The 13,793-nt window shown below is 69.0% G+C and carries 14 protein-coding genes; 9 read left to right on the forward strand and 5 right to left on the reverse strand.

The features are described from left to right. Positions 1-230 precede the first annotated feature (230 nt). From KBY96_RS12700 to KBY96_RS12710, 3 genes are read left to right on the forward strand one after another with little or no spacing between them, the layout of a single operon-like run. The gene (locus KBY96_RS12700) at positions 231-884 is read left to right on the forward strand and encodes an HAD family phosphatase (protein WP_254979819.1); all 654 of its coding nucleotides are present in this window, start codon (positions 231-233) and stop codon (positions 882-884) included. 33 nt (positions 885-917) lie between these two features. Continuing rightward, on the forward strand, positions 918-1,508 hold the full coding sequence (locus KBY96_RS12705) for a hypothetical protein (RefSeq protein ID WP_254979820.1): 591 nt from the start codon (positions 918-920) through the stop codon (positions 1,506-1,508). A 3-nt stretch (positions 1,509-1,511) separates the two neighbouring features. Further along, positions 1,512-2,081, forward strand: coding sequence for a hypothetical protein (locus KBY96_RS12710; protein WP_254979821.1), 570 nt, complete (start codon positions 1,512-1,514; stop codon positions 2,079-2,081). 43 nt (positions 2,082-2,124) lie between these two features. Here the strand turns inward: KBY96_RS12710 and sds are convergent, their stop codons facing one another. Genes sds through KBY96_RS12735 form a run of 5 tightly spaced genes read right to left on the reverse strand, consistent with a single transcriptional unit; the run spans position 2,125 to position 6,663 of the window. Continuing rightward, the gene (sds, locus tag KBY96_RS12715; RefSeq protein WP_254979822.1) at positions 2,125-3,096 is read right to left on the reverse strand and encodes a solanesyl diphosphate synthase; all 972 of its coding nucleotides are present in this window, start codon (positions 3,094-3,096) and stop codon (positions 2,125-2,127) included. A gap of 23 nt (positions 3,097-3,119) precedes the next feature. Next, positions 3,120-3,944, reverse strand: a complete 825-nt coding sequence (gene murI / locus KBY96_RS12720; RefSeq protein WP_254979823.1) for a glutamate racemase — start codon at positions 3,942-3,944, stop codon at positions 3,120-3,122. Continuing rightward, entirely contained in the window at positions 3,944-5,038 is a 1,095-nt protein-coding gene (locus tag KBY96_RS12725; RefSeq protein ID WP_254979824.1) for an N-acetylmuramoyl-L-alanine amidase, read from the reverse strand. The genes murI and KBY96_RS12725 overlap by 1 nt, the downstream gene beginning before the upstream one ends. Further along, positions 5,038-5,865: a carbon-nitrogen hydrolase family protein gene (locus tag KBY96_RS12730; RefSeq protein WP_254979825.1), complete on the reverse strand. Its 828-nt coding sequence runs from the start codon at positions 5,863-5,865 to the stop codon at positions 5,038-5,040. The genes KBY96_RS12725 and KBY96_RS12730 overlap by 1 nt, the downstream gene beginning before the upstream one ends. 42 nt (positions 5,866-5,907) lie before the next feature. Beyond that, on the reverse strand, positions 5,908-6,663 hold the full coding sequence (locus KBY96_RS12735; RefSeq protein WP_254979827.1) for a 2-phosphosulfolactate phosphatase family protein: 756 nt from the start codon (positions 6,661-6,663) through the stop codon (positions 5,908-5,910). A gap of 90 nt (positions 6,664-6,753) precedes the next feature. Here KBY96_RS12735 and KBY96_RS12740 point away from each other — a divergent pair, with 90 nt between their 5' ends. The 6 genes from KBY96_RS12740 (at position 6,754) to KBY96_RS12765 (ending at position 13,611) form a co-directional block, all read left to right on the forward strand. Then, on the forward strand, positions 6,754-8,328 hold the full coding sequence (locus tag KBY96_RS12740; RefSeq protein ID WP_261358444.1) for a UbiD family decarboxylase: 1,575 nt from the start codon (positions 6,754-6,756) through the stop codon (positions 8,326-8,328). A gap of 3 nt (positions 8,329-8,331) precedes the next feature. Then, on the forward strand, positions 8,332-8,799 hold the full coding sequence (locus tag KBY96_RS12745) for an Rrf2 family transcriptional regulator (protein ID WP_254979829.1): 468 nt from the start codon (positions 8,332-8,334) through the stop codon (positions 8,797-8,799). A 52-nt stretch (positions 8,800-8,851) separates the two neighbouring features. After that, positions 8,852-10,177: a 3-phosphoshikimate 1-carboxyvinyltransferase gene (gene aroA, locus KBY96_RS12750; protein WP_254979831.1), complete on the forward strand. Its 1,326-nt coding sequence runs from the start codon at positions 8,852-8,854 to the stop codon at positions 10,175-10,177. After that, positions 10,152-11,192 carry a tRNA (5-methylaminomethyl-2-thiouridine)(34)-methyltransferase MnmD gene (locus KBY96_RS12755; RefSeq protein ID WP_254979832.1) on the forward strand — a complete coding sequence of 347 codons (1,041 nt, stop codon included), beginning with the start codon at positions 10,152-10,154 and terminating at the stop codon, positions 11,190-11,192. Before aroA ends, KBY96_RS12755 begins: the two co-directional genes overlap by 26 nt. A gap of 28 nt (positions 11,193-11,220) precedes the next feature. Continuing rightward, a complete protein-coding gene (glmU, locus tag KBY96_RS12760; RefSeq protein WP_254979833.1) occupies positions 11,221-12,570 on the forward strand; it encodes a bifunctional UDP-N-acetylglucosamine diphosphorylase/glucosamine-1-phosphate N-acetyltransferase GlmU in 1,350 nt (449 codons plus the stop codon). A 423-nt stretch (positions 12,571-12,993) separates the two neighbouring features. Beyond that, positions 12,994-13,611 (forward strand): hypothetical protein, encoded by a 618-nt coding sequence (locus tag KBY96_RS12765; RefSeq protein ID WP_254979834.1) that lies wholly within the window; start codon positions 12,994-12,996, stop codon positions 13,609-13,611. The last annotated feature ends 182 nt before the right edge of the window (positions 13,612-13,793 follow it).

Consider the following 13,793-nt stretch of genomic DNA (forward strand, 5'->3'; position numbering starts at 1 on the left):
AGGGTTCATAGTGGATAAACGGAGCTGCGCAATCAGCTTCCAGGCAGTCATCCCCTGACTGCTCCTGTTCACCCTCCGGAGAGGGTCACAGGACCTCCTGAGTTACACCACTCGGAGGGGCGCTACCTTGCACACCTGGTCGGAGTCACGCCCGCCGCAGAGGCTGTGTCCAGTGCCTATAACTTCAAACCTAGGAAGAAGTCAGCGCTGTCGGCTGAGAGACTGAGCGCATGTCCCGCCCAGCCGCCTGCCTGTTCGACCTCGACGGGCTGCTGCTCGACACCGAGCCCCTGCACGCCAGCGCCTGGCGGCAGGCAGCCCGTCACTTCGGCCGCGACCTGAGCGAGGCCGAGCTGGTGCTGCTGCGCGGCCGGCGGCGCCTCGACTGCGCCCACCAGGTGCGGAACTGGATCCGGGAGAACCAGGGCCAGGTCCCTTCGGTGGAGGAGCTGCTGGTCGTGCGCCAGCCCATCGCCGAAGCGCTGCTGGTGCGGGCCGCGGCCATCGACGGGGCGCCGGAGCTGCTGCAGCGCTGCCGCCAACTGGAGATCCCGATGGCGCTGGTCACCAGCAGCGCCAGGTCTTCAGTTGCCCTCAAGAGCGGCCCCCATCCCTGGCTGGATGTCATCGTCGTGCGCATCCACGGCGATGACCCGGAGCTGCAGGCCGGCAAGCCCGCACCCGATCCCTTTCTGCTGGCTGCCCGACGGCTGGGGGTGGAGCCAGCTCGGTGCTGGGCCTTCGAGGATTCGCTGGCCGGCGCCGCCGCCGCCGCCGCCGCCGGCTGCCAGGTGGTGGTGCTCCTGCATGGGGGCATCGATGCCCGGCGGTTTCCCGCTGGCAGCCATTGCCTGCGCTCGCTCCGCGAGGTGAAGATGGACTGAGGCCAGGCTTGCACCGCCGCTTGAATGACAGGCATGGAGTCCGATCCTGATGCTGTGCCCGAGCAGGCTCCTGCCGTTGGGATCGGCCCGCCCCTGGCCAGGCTTGAAGCGGAACTGGCCCGCAACCGCGCTGAACTGGCCCGCTACAGGGAGCTGATTGCAGCCCTGCCTTCGATCTACGAGGGCAAGTTTGGCTATCAGCGCCAGATGCTCCGCCGTGAGCTGAGCGAGCTGATGGAGGAACAGGAGCGACTGCGCCAGTCCGTCCGCGGAGCCCTGCACGCTGCCGCCCAGCAACAGCAGCTGCCGCCAGCGCCAGCCAGTGCGGTTGATCGTGCAGGGGACAGGGCGGCGACGAAGCTGCCGCTGCTGAGGTCTCGGCAGCGGCAGCTGCGCCGCCGCCTGAGACGTTGGCAGGGTCGGCTGCGCAGGCTGAATCTCACCAGCCGGGTCAGTTCACGGCTGCAGCACCTTCAGGGGAGCCTCAAGCGGCTGCGACTGCGACTGCTGCTGCGGCGGCAAAGGCTGCGGTTGCGGTTGCGGCAAAGGCTGCGGCGCTGGCAGGTGGTGCTGCGTCGCCAGCACGCCCGCCGGTTGCTGGCTCTGGAATCAGCCTCTCGCTAACCAGTGCCACTGGAGCCAGAGGACAGCAACCGCTGGGAGCCGGCTCCGGATCCCGAGGAACCACGTTCCGATCCAGCGCCTGCGTTCGAGTGGCGCCCGAGTGTGTTGGAGCAGGCCCTGGATGCACTGCTGGCCGCGGCACCCCCGCTGGCCTATCCCCGGGCGCGCGAGCTCTACTTCCGCAAGTTCTCCCTGGAGCACAACCTCGGTAGCGATCACCCGGCCGATGGCCTCGGCAACATCAGCACCTTCGTGCGCATGGCGGCCAGGCAGAGCTCTGCTGAGGGAGCGGTCGAATCACCAGTCGACCCAGCAAGCGGAGCACCAGCTGATGCAGCAGACGCTGAGCCGCCAGAGCCGGTGCTGGAGGGGTTCAGTGTGGTGAACTGGGACGAGAACCCCATAGACCTTCATGGGTTTGCGGGTTACCTGGCGTGCCGCTGGGATCTGCATCCCTCCACCCTGGACCCGAGCCACGAAACCTGGTTCCGCGGCCGTGGACAGGTGGCCCATTTCTACCTGCCAGAGATGGCGATCAGGTCAACCCCACCGTGCGAGGGGCAGGAACAGTGATCGCAGGCTGCGCTTACGAGCGCGACCATCAGCGCCGAGGCGCTCAGTAGAGCCGGCTGAGCACGAAGTCGGGCAGGGCGCGCAGGGCGCTGCGGGGCTCAGAGGCAGGTAGCCATTCGATGGCCTCCGAGGCTTCGCGGGTGAAGCGCTCGGCCAGGGCGCGGGAGCGCGGGATCGCCTCGCAGCCGCGCACCAGGGCCAGGGCCTGCTCCAGATCCCCATCCTGGCTGAACTCCCGCTCGATCAGCCCGGCCAGGGCCGGCCGCTCCTCGAGGGCGTAGAGCGCTGGAGCGGTGAGATAGCCGGAGGCCAGATCACTGGCGGCGGGTTTGCCCAGCTGCTGGTCGCTGCCGGTGAAATCAAGGATGTCATCCACCACCTGGAAGGCCAGACCCAGCTGGCGACCAAAGCGGTGCAGAGCGTCGAGCCGCTCGGGCGGAAGCTCGGACAACACGCCCGCAGCCCGGGCGCTGTTGGCCATCAGGGAAGCGGTTTTGCAGTAACTCTTCTCAAGATAGGTTTCGAAGCTCTGGCCGGTGTCGTAGCGGAACAGACCCTGCTTCACCTCGCCATCGGCCAGGTCCATGATCACGCGGCTGAGCAGCTTCACCACGTCCAGGTCGTCAAGGTTGGCCAGATGCCAACTGGCCTGCGCGAACAGGAAATCTCCAGCCAGCACCGCCACGCGGTGGTTGAAACGGCTGTGCACGGTGTCGACACCACGGCGGGTGGCGGCCTCATCCACCACGTCGTCGTGCACGAGGGAGGCCGTGTGGATCATCTCGGTGATCTCGGCCAGGCGGCGGTGGCGCGCGCTCAGCTCGCCATCGGGTGTGAAGGCGCGGGAGAGCAGCAGCACGATCCCGGGGCGCAGGCGTTTGCCGCCAGCGGCGAACAGGTGCTCGGCGGCGGCCTGGAGGATCGGATGACCGGCTCCGATCAGGCTGCGCAGGTCGGCCAGCAGGGCATCGAGATCGGCTTCCACCGGCTGGAGCAGCTCAGCAACCGTTGCCACGACACCTCCTCTGTGGCGCGATCCTAGGCGGCGCAACCAGCCGACCGCAGGCTCACGCGCTCCACCGCTGGGCGGCACCCCAGCCAGGTGCTGGCCGATGTGGCGAAGCTGTCGGGGCAACCGGTGACGCAGAGGCGGGTGCTGTGCTGCGGTGCCACAAACAGCGCCTGGCCCTGCTCCGACTCCGGCAGGTCGCCCAGGCTGGCCAGCAGGGGGCCCAGCCGCTCCACCGCCGCCTCGGCCGGGTCGATCAGACGGGTGCCGACCGGCAGCAGCTCCTGGAGCAGCGCCCGCAGCAACGGATAGTGGGTGCATCCCAGCACCACGGTGTCCACCTGCGCCGCCAGCAGGGGGGCCAGGTAGCGGTTGGCCGCCTCCCGCAGTTCGAGGCCCTCCAAGCGGCCCGCTTCGATCAGGGGCACGAAGGCCGGACAGCCCACCTCGGTGACCAGGGCCCGGGGCCGGCTGGCATGGATGGCGCGCCGGTAGGCCCCGCTGGCGGCAGTGGCGGGGGTTGCCAAGACGCCCACCCGGTCGCTGTCGATCACCGCCGCCACGCTGTCGATCAACCCCACCACCGGCACGCCGGCCTGGGCCACCGCCACATCCAGGGCCAGGGCATTGGAGGTGTTGCAGGCCATCACCAGCACACCCACTCCCTCGAGCCGCAACCACGTCACCACCTCGGCGGCGATGGCACGGATGTCCTCGACACTGCGGGTGCCGTAGGGAACGCGGGCCGTGTCACCCAGGTAGAGACAGGGGGAGTGGGGATAGCGGGCCTGCACCCGCCGGAGCACCGTGAGCCCGCCCAGACCACTGTCAAACAGGCCCACCAGCAGGCTCATCAGCGCCCCCCGAGGTAATCGAGGATGCCCGCGGCGATGGCCAGCGCCATGCGCCGCCGGAAATCGGGGTTGGCCAGCCGGGGAGCGTCGATGGCACCGGTGACGAAGCCCATCTCCACCAGCGCCGCCGGCATCACGGTGCGGCGGATCACGAAGAAGCGGCCCTGCTTCACCCCCCGGTTGGGAGTGCCTGGGGAAGCGGCCATCATCCGGCGCTGCAGGGAACTGGCGAGAGCCTGGGAGGGGCCTCCGGAGAAAAAGAAGGTCTCCACCCCATTCACATCAGGCCGGGCCATGCTCAGCGCGTTGGCGTGGATGCTCACGAAGGCGGCTGCACCGGAACGGTTGGCGATCGAAACCCGCGGTGGCAGGTCGAGGTCGATCTCGCTGGTGCGGGTGAGCGTCACCTGCACGCCGCGGGCCTGCAGCAGCCGCGCCACCTGCAGGGATACATCAAGCACCACATTGGTTTCCCGCAGTCCGCCGATGCCCACCGCACCGGGATCGGGGCCACCGTGGCCGGGATCGATCACCACCAGATGGCGGCCCCTGGGCACCACCGGCAGGCCATCGGCCGAAAGGGGGGCTGTGGCGGTGGGAAACGAAGTGTGGGGCGCAGCGGCCCAGACGCTGGAGGCCTCGATGTTGCCCTCGCCCAGGCCGAGCAGCACGGGGCGATCCAACCCGCGGAATTCCATCCGCCAGCGGTCGCGGGCCGTGCCCACCAGGCGCAGGCTACGGGGATCGAGCCGGGTGCCGGGCGCGAACTCCAGCACCAGCCGGGTGGTGGTGGGAGTGGGTTGACCGATGCGAACCTCCCGGATCGCACCACTGCCCCGGATCGTGCGGCTGCGCTGGGGGGCGCCGGGAAAATCCACCCACACCCGCGGACCGCGGCCGGCCTCACCCGCCTCGTAATACGCCTGCAGGGACACGTCGGGGGTTGTGCGCAGCTCCAGGATCCCCTGGCGTGTGACCCGCCAGGCGGCCAGGCTCGAGGCCAGGGCCGGCAGATCCGCCAGCAGCAGGGCCAGCACCAGCACCCCCCGCCAGCCGAGCCAGCGCGATCCGAGCCAGCGCCGCAGCGGCCGCATCAGCGGGTTGCGAACAGGGCGGGCCGGCGGTGCTGGAGGCTGGGCATCTGGGCCCGCACCCGCTGGCCATGGCGAGGGTCGATCGGCGCCACCGCCAGGCCGGGAGCAACGCCGGCATCAGCCAGCACCGTGCCCCAGGGATCGATCACCAGGGCATGGCCATGGGTCTGGCGCCGGGCGTAGTGCAGCCCGGTCTGGGCCGGGGCAACCACGTAGGACGTGTTCTCGATCGCCCGGGCCTGCAGCAGCACCTGCCAGTGGTCCTTGCCGGTGAAGGCGGTGAAGGCCGCCGGCACCATCAGCACGTCGGCCCGCTGCCGGGCCAAGTGGCGGTAGAGCTCCGGGAAGCGCACGTCGTAGCAGATCGAGAGACCGATGCGCCCCAGCCCCGGCACCTCCACCACTGGGGGCAGCTCGTTGCCCGGCTGCACCGTGGCCGACTCGCGGTAGGTGTCACCGTCGGGCAGGTCCACATCAAACAAGTGGATCTTGTCGTAGCGGGCCAGCAGCTCCCCTTCGGTGCCCACCAGCTCAGCGCGGTTGAGCGTGAGGCCCTCCCCGGCCGGCACCGGGAAACCGCCGCCCAGCAAGGTCACCTGGTAGCGCCGGGCCATGGTCACCAGGAAGCGGCTGCAGCGCTCCGCCAGCTCAGGCGCCAGCTGCAGGCGCAGGTTGTCTTCGCCCATGAAGGCGAAGTTCTCCGGCAGGCCCACCAGTTCGGCACCGCGGCGAGCGGCCAGCTCGATCTGTTCCTCAGCGGCCGCGAAATTGGCGTCAGGGTCCGGCGTGCTGGTGAGCTGCACAGCTGCCGCCAGATAGCTGCTCACCACATCGACGGATCGAACCGGCGAAGTGTATCGGAGCCCACCTCAGCTGGCCCGCAACACCCCGGGCTCCGCCTGCATGGGAACCACCTGGAGGGTGTCCACCGCACTGCAGCAGGCCAGATCACTGTCGTGGTCGCCCAGCCCCATCAGCCGCTGGCCATGGCTGGCCACCCGCAGACAGGTTTCCGGATCCTGGCGCCACTGCTGCCAGAGGGCCAGGGCGGCGAGCATCTCGTCGTTGGTGAACTGCACCTGGCCGTGGGGCGCCACAGCCAGCTCACACAGGGCGGAGGCGAGCGCACCGGCCGCCAGGCTGTCCTCCAGGGAGTAATCCCCCTCCCAGCCGCTGCCCACCACCCACACCCGCTGGCAGCCCCGCTCCAGCAGCAGCCGCGCCACGGCCGTGCGGTTCGGCAGGCAGGCGGTGAGCAGCAGGGGCACCTCCCGCACCGCCGCCAGGGAGCGGGTGCCGTTGGTGGTGCTCATGAAGATGCGCTTGCCGCCCACCAGCGCGGGGGTCACCGCCAGCGGCGAATTGCCCAGGTCGTAGCCCGCCACGCGCTCGCCACCGCGCTCGCCGGCGCGCAGCCGGGCCTCCGCCGGCCAGGCCTCGGCAGCGGCCTCCAGCTCCTGCAGGCTTGCGAAGGCCTGGATCGCCTCGGCTCCGTTCTGCAGTGCCCAGGCGATCGTGGTGGTGGCCCGCAGCACATCGATCACCACCGCCGCGTCCGGGCCCCCGTCCGCCGGCGGGCTGATCAGCGGAACGTGCTCGGAGGTGTGGAAATAGGAAATCTGCACGGAGTCGTGGCCCGGAAGCCGGTTCAGTGTGTCAGCACTGCCCGAAGCCCTGCGCCACAGTGATCAGGACGCTCGCAAGCCCTAATCCCCTTGGCGATCAAGCACGGTCGTGACCTGCGCCGCTTCCTGAACCTGCTGGAGGAGCGGGGCCGGCTGCGCCGCATCAGCGCCCCGGTGGATCCCGACCTCGAACTGGCGGCGATCGCCGACCGGGTGCTGGCCGCCGGTGGCCCGGCCCTGCTGTTCGAAAACGTGATCGGCTCCTCGATGCCGGTGGCGATCAACCTGATGGGCACCCAGGAGCGGGTGCTGTGGAGCATGGGCATGGAGCGGCCCGAGGAGCTCGAAACCCTGGGCGAGCGGCTGGCGTTGCTGCAACAGCCCCGCCCCCCCAAGGGTGCGCGCGAGGCGGTGCGCTTCGGGTCGGTGCTGCTCGATGTGCTCAGGGCCAAGCCCGACCTCGACCTCACCCCCCCCTGCCGCCAGCAGGTGTTCAAGGGGGAGGCGGTGAACCTCGATGCCCTGCCGCTGCTGCGCCCCTGGCCGGGCGATGGCGGCCGGATCATCACCCTGGGGCTGGTGATCACCAAGGACCCCGAAACCGGCACCCCCAACGTGGGCGTGTACCGGCTGCAGCAGCAGAGCAGCAACACGATGACGGTGCACTGGCTGAGCGTGCGCGGCGGCGCCCGCCACCTGCGCAAGGCGGCGGCGATGGGCAAGAAGCTGGAGATCGCCATCGCCATCGGCGTGCATCCCCTGCTGGTGCTGGCGGCGGCCACGCCGATCCCGGTGCAGCTGAGCGAGTGGCTGTTCGCCGGCCTCTACGCGGGCGAAGGGGTGCGGCTGGCCAAGTGCAAGACGGTGAACCTGGAGGTGCCCAGCCACAGCGAAGTGGTGCTGGAGGGCACGATCACCCCCGGCGAGGAGCTGGCCGACGGCCCCTTCGGCGACCACATGGGCTTCTACGGCGGCGTCGAGCCCTCACCGCTGGTGCGCATCCAGTGCGTGACCCAGCGGCGCAATCCCATCTACTTCACCACCTTCAGCGGCCGGCCGCCCAAGGAGGACGCGATGCTGGCGATCGCCCTCAACCGGATCTACACGCCGATCCTGCGCCAGCAGATCCCGGAGATCGTGGATTTCTTCCTGCCGATGGAGGGGCTCAGCTACAAGCTGGCCGTGATCGCCATCGACAAGGCCTACCCAGGCCAGGCCAAGCGGGCGGCGATGGCCTTCTGGAGCGCGCTGCCCCAGTTCACCTACACCAAGTTTGTGGTGGTGGTGGACAAGAGCATCAACATCCGCGACCCGCGCCAGGTGATCTGGGCGATCAGCGCCCTGGTGGATCCCCAGCGCGATCTGTTCGTGCTCGAAGACACCCCCTTCGATTCCCTCGATTTCGCCAGCGAACGGTTGGGCCTCGGCGGCCGACTGGCGATCGACGCCACCACCAAGATCGGCCCGGAGAAGCGCCACCCCTGGGGTGAACCGCTGCAGCGGCCCGCGGAGCTCGAAGCCCGCATCGACAGCCGCTGGGCGGAGCTGGGGCTGGCCGACATCGGGCTCGAACCCCCGGATCCGGCCCTGTTCGGCTACACCCTCGAGCACGTGCTGGAGCGCCTGGCCGGCGCACTGGGGGCCGAAGCCACGCCCGCTCGCTGAACGATGCTCTCGCGTCAGGCCAGCCACGCCCTCAAGGCCCTGCTGGAGCTGGCGGGCGATCCGCAGCGCTGGTGCTCCACCCATGCCCTGGCCACGGCCCAGCACCTGCCGGAGCCGATGCTCGAACAACTGCTGCTCCAGCTCCGGCGCGCCGGGGTGCTGGAGGCGCGGCGTGGCCGCAGCGGTGGCTATCGCCTGCTGCGGCCGGCCAGTGGGATCACAGCGGCCGAGGTGATGGCCGCCCTCAACCATCCGTTCCAGCTCTCCGCCAGCCCCATCGATCAGCTCGGCGCCGGGGGGGCAGCGGAGCCGGAACCAGCAGCAAGCGCGCAGGTCACGGCGGCCCTGGAGCGGCGCCTGCACCAGGCCCTGCTGCGCACCTTGAGGGACGTGACCCTGGAGGATCTGCTGTTCGACCTGCGCAGCGCCGAGGCGGCGCAGGCCAGCGCTGGAGGCCTGCTGCTGGGCTGAACGGCTGCCATCAGCGCACTGCATAGGATCGCCGCACCCGACTGCGGGCACCTTGGGTCTCCCCTCGCACACCAGCACACCACTGCAGCTCCCTGCTGGCCGCTGCCTGCGCGGCCGGGTGCGGGTGCCGGGCGACAAGTCGATCTCCCACCGGGCCCTGCTGTTCGGGGCCATCGCCGAGGGCGAAACCCGCATCGAGGGCCTGCTCCCGGCGGAAGACCCGCTCAGCACCGCCGCCTGCCTGCGCGCCATGGGGGTGACGGTGTCGGAGATCCGCGCCGGTGAGCCAGTGACGGTGCAGGGGGTGGGGCTCGATGGCTTCCAGGAGGCCCACGACGTGCTCGATTGCGGCAATTCCGGCACCACCATGCGCCTGATGCTGGGCCTGCTGGCCGGGCGGGTGGGGCGTCACTTCGTGCTCAGCGGCGACGCCTCCCTGCGGGGCCGGCCGATGCGGCGGGTGGGCGCGCCCCTGACGCAGATGGGCGCTGTGATCCACGGCCGCAGAGACGGCAACTTCGCCCCGCTGGCGGTGCTGGGCCAGCCGCTGCACGGCACCACCATCCACACGCCGGTGGCCTCGGCCCAGGTGAAGAGCGCCATCCTGCTGGCGGCCCTCACCGCCGAGGGCCCCACCACCGTGATCGAGCCGGCCCAGAGCCGCGACCACAGCGAGCGCATGCTGCGGGCCTTCGGGGCCCGGCTGCAGGTGGGCGGGCCCGGCCTTACCGAGGTGACCCTCACCCCCGGCCACGCCCTGCGGGGCCAGAGCGTGGTGGTGCCGGGCGACATCAGCTCCGCCGCCTTCTGGCTGGTGGCCGCCGCCATCACCCCCGGCGCCGCGCTCACGGTGGAGAACGTGGGGCTCAACCCCAGCCGCACCGGCATCCTCGAGGTGCTGGAGCAGATGGGCGCCCGCATCGTGGTGCTCAACGCGCGCGATGTGGCCGGCGAGCCGGTGGGCGATCTGCAGGTGTCTCACGGGCCGTTGCAGGCCTTCGAGATCGGCGGTGAGCTGATCCCCCGCCTGGTGGACGAGATCCCGGTGCTGGCGGTGGCCGCCTGCGCCGCCGAGGGCACCAGCCGGGTCCGCGATGCCGCCGAGCTGCGCGTGAAGGAAACCGACCGCCTGGCGGTGATGGCGCGCCAACTCGGGGCCATGGGCGCCCGCATCGAGGCGTTCGACGACGGCCTGGCCATCGCCGGCAACACCGAACTCCACGGCGCCGATGTGGACAGCGAGACCGATCACCGCGTGGCCATGAGCCTGGCGGTGGCTGCGGGCATCGCCCGCGGCAGCACCACCCTGCACGGCCCCGAGGCGGCGGCCGTGTCCTACCCGGGCTTCTGGGATGACCTCGAGCGGCTGCGCAGCTGAAGCAGGCCCGAATCGGCCGGATGGGACGCCTGGTCTGAGGTCCCGGTCCGGCGCCGACGGCAGCTTCAGCCTCTGGAGCGAGCACTTCGGCGAGGGCTTCCACGGGCCGATCGGTGCCCTCAGCGAGGCCCGAGCCAAGTTCGTGCAGCCGGCCGAGCTGGAGCGCTTCAGCCCCGGCCAACGGCTGGTGGTGGTGGATGTATGCTTCGGCCTGGGCACCAACAGCGCCGCCCTGCTGGAGGCGGCCTCAGGGCGAGGGCTGACGCTGCAGATCTGGGGCCTGGAGCTGGATCCCCAGCCGCTGCGTCAGGCCCTGGCTTCTGAACCCTTCCGCCGCCAGTGGCAACCCGGCACCGTGGCGCTGTTCAGGAGCCTGCTGGAGCACGGCGGCTGGAGCCAAGGCGACATCCGAAGCAGCAACCAAGACAGCACGGCCCGGCTGCTCTGGGGCGATGCCCGCAGCCGGCTGGGCGACCTGCTGGAGCGGCAGCAGCTGGCCGGCCGCTGCGATCTGGTGCTGCTCGATGCCTTCTCCCCCCGGCGCTGTCCCGAGCTCTGGAGCCTGGAGTTTCTGAGCGCCCTGGCCCGGCTGCTACGGCCCGACGGCCGCCTGCTCACCTACTGCTGCGCCGCCGCCGTGCGCCGCAGCCTGCAGCTGGCAGGGCTGCAGCTGGCCTCGATCCCGCCACCTCCGCAGCAGGGGGCCGCGGACCCATCCCCGCGGATCGCCCCCTGGAGCTATGGCACCGCCGCCAGCCCTTCTCTCCTGCCGATCGGCACCGAACCAGACAGCCCCCTGCGGCCGCTCACAGCGATGGAGATCGAGCACCTCGGCACCCGTGCCGCCGAGCCCTACCGCGACCCCGGCGGCCAGGCCGTCGCCGCCGCGATCCTGGCGGCGCGGCGACGGGCCCAGGCAGCCAGCGGCGCCGGCCCCACCAGCGCCTGGCGGCGCCGCTGGGGACTGGAGGGGCACACACGGGCCAGCGCCAAGCCCCCTCGGCAGCCCACGTAGATTCCCGCCCAGTTGCTCCGCCCCGCCGATGCTCGCCGTTGCCGTGCTGGCCGCCGGAAAGGGCACCCGCATGAAGAGCGACCTGCCCAAGGTGCTCCAGCCCCTGGCCGGAGCCACCCTGGTGGAGCGGGTGCTCACCAGCTGCGAGCGACTCAGCCCGCAGCGGCGGCTGCTGATCGTGGGCCACCAGTCCGAGCGGGTGGAGCAGTCGCTGGCCCGGCACGAGGGTCTGGAGTTCGTGCTGCAGCAGCCCCAGAACGGCACCGGCCATGCCGTGCAGCAACTGCTCGAGCCCCTGGCCGGCTTCAGCGGCGAGCTGCTGGTGCTCAACGGAGATGTGCCGCTGCTGAGGCCCGAAACCCTCGAGCAGCTGCTGGAGACCCACCGCGCCAATGGCGCCGCGGTGACCCTGCTCAGCGCCCGGCTGGCCGATCCCAGCGGTTACGGCCGCGTGCTGGCGGCCGAGGACGGCCGGGTGCAGCAGATCGTGGAGCACCGCGACTGCAGTGAGGCAGAACGGCAGATCAACCGGATCAACGCCGGCATTTACTGCTTCAACTGGGAAAAGCTGGCGGCGGTGCTGCCCCGGCTGCGCAGCGACAACGACCAGGGCGAGCTCTACCTCACCGACACGGTGGCCCTGCTCAGCCCGGCCATGCACCTGGAGGTGGCCGATGCCGACGAGATCAACGGCATCAACGACCGCATCCAGCTGGCCCAGTGCGAGGCGGTGCTGCAGCAGCGGCTGCGGGAGCACTGGATGCGCGAGGGGGTGACCTTTACCGATCCGGCCAGCTGCACTCTCAGCGACGGCACCCGCTTCGGCCGCGACGTGGTGGTAGAGCCCCAGTGCCACTTCCGCGGCAACACCACCATCGGCCCGGGCTGCCGCGTCGGCCCGGGCTGCCTGATCGAGGACAGCCAGGTGGGCGAGGGCAGCCAGATCCTCCATGCGGTGCTGCGCGAGGCCGGCGTGGGCCCGGGTTGCACGGTGGGCCCCTTCACCCAGCTGCGACCCGGGGCCCTGCTGGCGGCGGGCTGTCATGTGGGCAACTTCGTGGAGGTGAAGAACAGCACCCTGGCCGAAGGGGTGAAGGTGAACCACCTCAGCTACATCGGCGATGCCGATCTCGGTGCCGGAGTCAATGTGGGCGCCGGCACGATCACCGCCAACTACGACGGGGTGCGCAAGCACCGCACCGTGATCGGAGCCGGCAGCAAGACCGGCGCCAACTCGGTGCTGGTGGCACCGATCACGCTCGGTGCCAACGTGACCGTGGGCGCCGGCTCCACCCTCACCCGGGACGTGCCCAGCGGCGCCCTGGCCCTGGGCCGCGCCCGCCAGTTGGTGAAGGAGGACTGGACCGGACCGCGCTAGCGCATCTGAGTACATGGGGCTCTAGCTGCTCTGTAGCTGGCATCGGCGCTGGCGCACGCAAAACGATGCCGGTGACGATGAAGGTTCTCGGCACCCGAATGAGCCCTGCGTCAATAAAGGATTGAGAGCGGTGCACGGCAAACCTGATGGCCACATTGGTGAGGGGGGCGTTCTGGCGGTCCTGGCAGTAGCGCGATGAGAGATGGTGGGCCGGGGCACCGCTTGTCCCCGTGCTCCGATCTGGTGCAAGTCTGATTTGGCGTCTCCGATCTGGCGTCGATGAATCATCCTGACTCCGTTCAGTTCAGGAGGTGGGCGGCCAACCCGGCGAGCCAAGAATTTACAAAACTGTGGCGCTTGCTACATTCCTGTAGTACGCTAGTGCGAATTCACTGATACCATTATGTTGTTGCTTCCCTATGAATGGCGGACGACGACCCAACTGGAGGGATTGGATCAAAGTATTTTGCATTAGCTGCAGTGGCAGTAACTGCCTTGTTCCTCGGTTTTTTATGGGGCAATCAAAGCAAGACGGGCAAGCTTACAATAGGTGACAGCGGCGTTCACGTTGAGATATCAGACCGCGAGCGAATCGAGTCAGTCATAGATAAGCTGCTTAATGAGAATACGACCAGTCCCTACGAACGACAAGCGCTGATTACACATATGATAAGTGTCATTCGAAAGCACGCCCATGAATCAGATATAGGGCAGGAGATAGTTGAAGCCGCGAATAAAAGCGAAGGCCCATTTTATTGGGAGTACAGAGATGTAGATGTTCGCTACGATCCGACAATTTCGGCTCCAATTTTCTATGTATGCAAAGAGGATACAAGCCTGCAGGGGGTTATCAGTGTGCAGGTATTAGACGGTAACAATGGATTCATGGACGTCGGCAAAGAGCACCAGGCTATTCCGCACAAGCAATGTGGAACAGATCAAAGCGTTGTCTTTACGGGCTACAAAGAGTTGGTTGAAGCCGCAGAGGCACCTGGTCGACTTGCAAAAGCCAGAAAAGTCGTTACCTTCCCAAGAAGGTAAACGCGCCAAGAGGAGGGCGTCGATGACGAGACTAAAGGCACTGCTGGCCGCTGTTGCGGTTGGTTTTATTGGAGTAATGGTTGCTTGGCCTCAGATCGCAGAGGCAGCCTGTACTTACAAAGGCCAGGAGTTCCCCGAAGGAACCGTTATTGAGGGAAGAGTCTGCAAGGGCGGCAAATGGC

It is taken from the genome of Cyanobium sp. ATX 6A2 (assembly GCF_024346355.1).
Classification (GTDB): domain Bacteria; phylum Cyanobacteriota; class Cyanobacteriia; order PCC-6307; family Cyanobiaceae; genus NIES-981.

Excerpts from the sequence above, each read along its gene's own strand:
- KBY96_RS12700 (WP_254979819.1), top strand. The coding sequence starts at position 231 with ATGTCCCGCCCAGCCGCCTGCCTGTTCGACCTCGACGGGCTGCTGCTC.
- KBY96_RS12705 (WP_254979820.1), top strand. The coding sequence starts at position 918 with ATGGAGTCCGATCCTGATGCTGTGCCCGAGCAGGCTCCTGCCGTTGGG.
- murI (WP_254979823.1), bottom strand. The coding sequence starts at position 3,944 with ATGAGCCTGCTGGTGGGCCTGTTTGACAGTGGTCTGGGCGGGCTCACG.
- KBY96_RS12725 (WP_254979824.1), bottom strand. The coding sequence starts at position 5,038 with ATGCGGCCGCTGCGGCGCTGGCTCGGATCGCGCTGGCTCGGCTGGCGG.
- KBY96_RS12745 (WP_254979829.1), top strand. The coding sequence starts at position 8,332 with ATGCTCTCGCGTCAGGCCAGCCACGCCCTCAAGGCCCTGCTGGAGCTG.
- KBY96_RS12755 (WP_254979832.1), top strand. The coding sequence starts at position 10,152 with ATGACCTCGAGCGGCTGCGCAGCTGAAGCAGGCCCGAATCGGCCGGAT.
- glmU (WP_254979833.1), top strand. The coding sequence starts at position 11,221 with ATGCTCGCCGTTGCCGTGCTGGCCGCCGGAAAGGGCACCCGCATGAAG.
- KBY96_RS12765 (WP_254979834.1), top strand. The coding sequence starts at position 12,994 with ATGGCGGACGACGACCCAACTGGAGGGATTGGATCAAAGTATTTTGCA.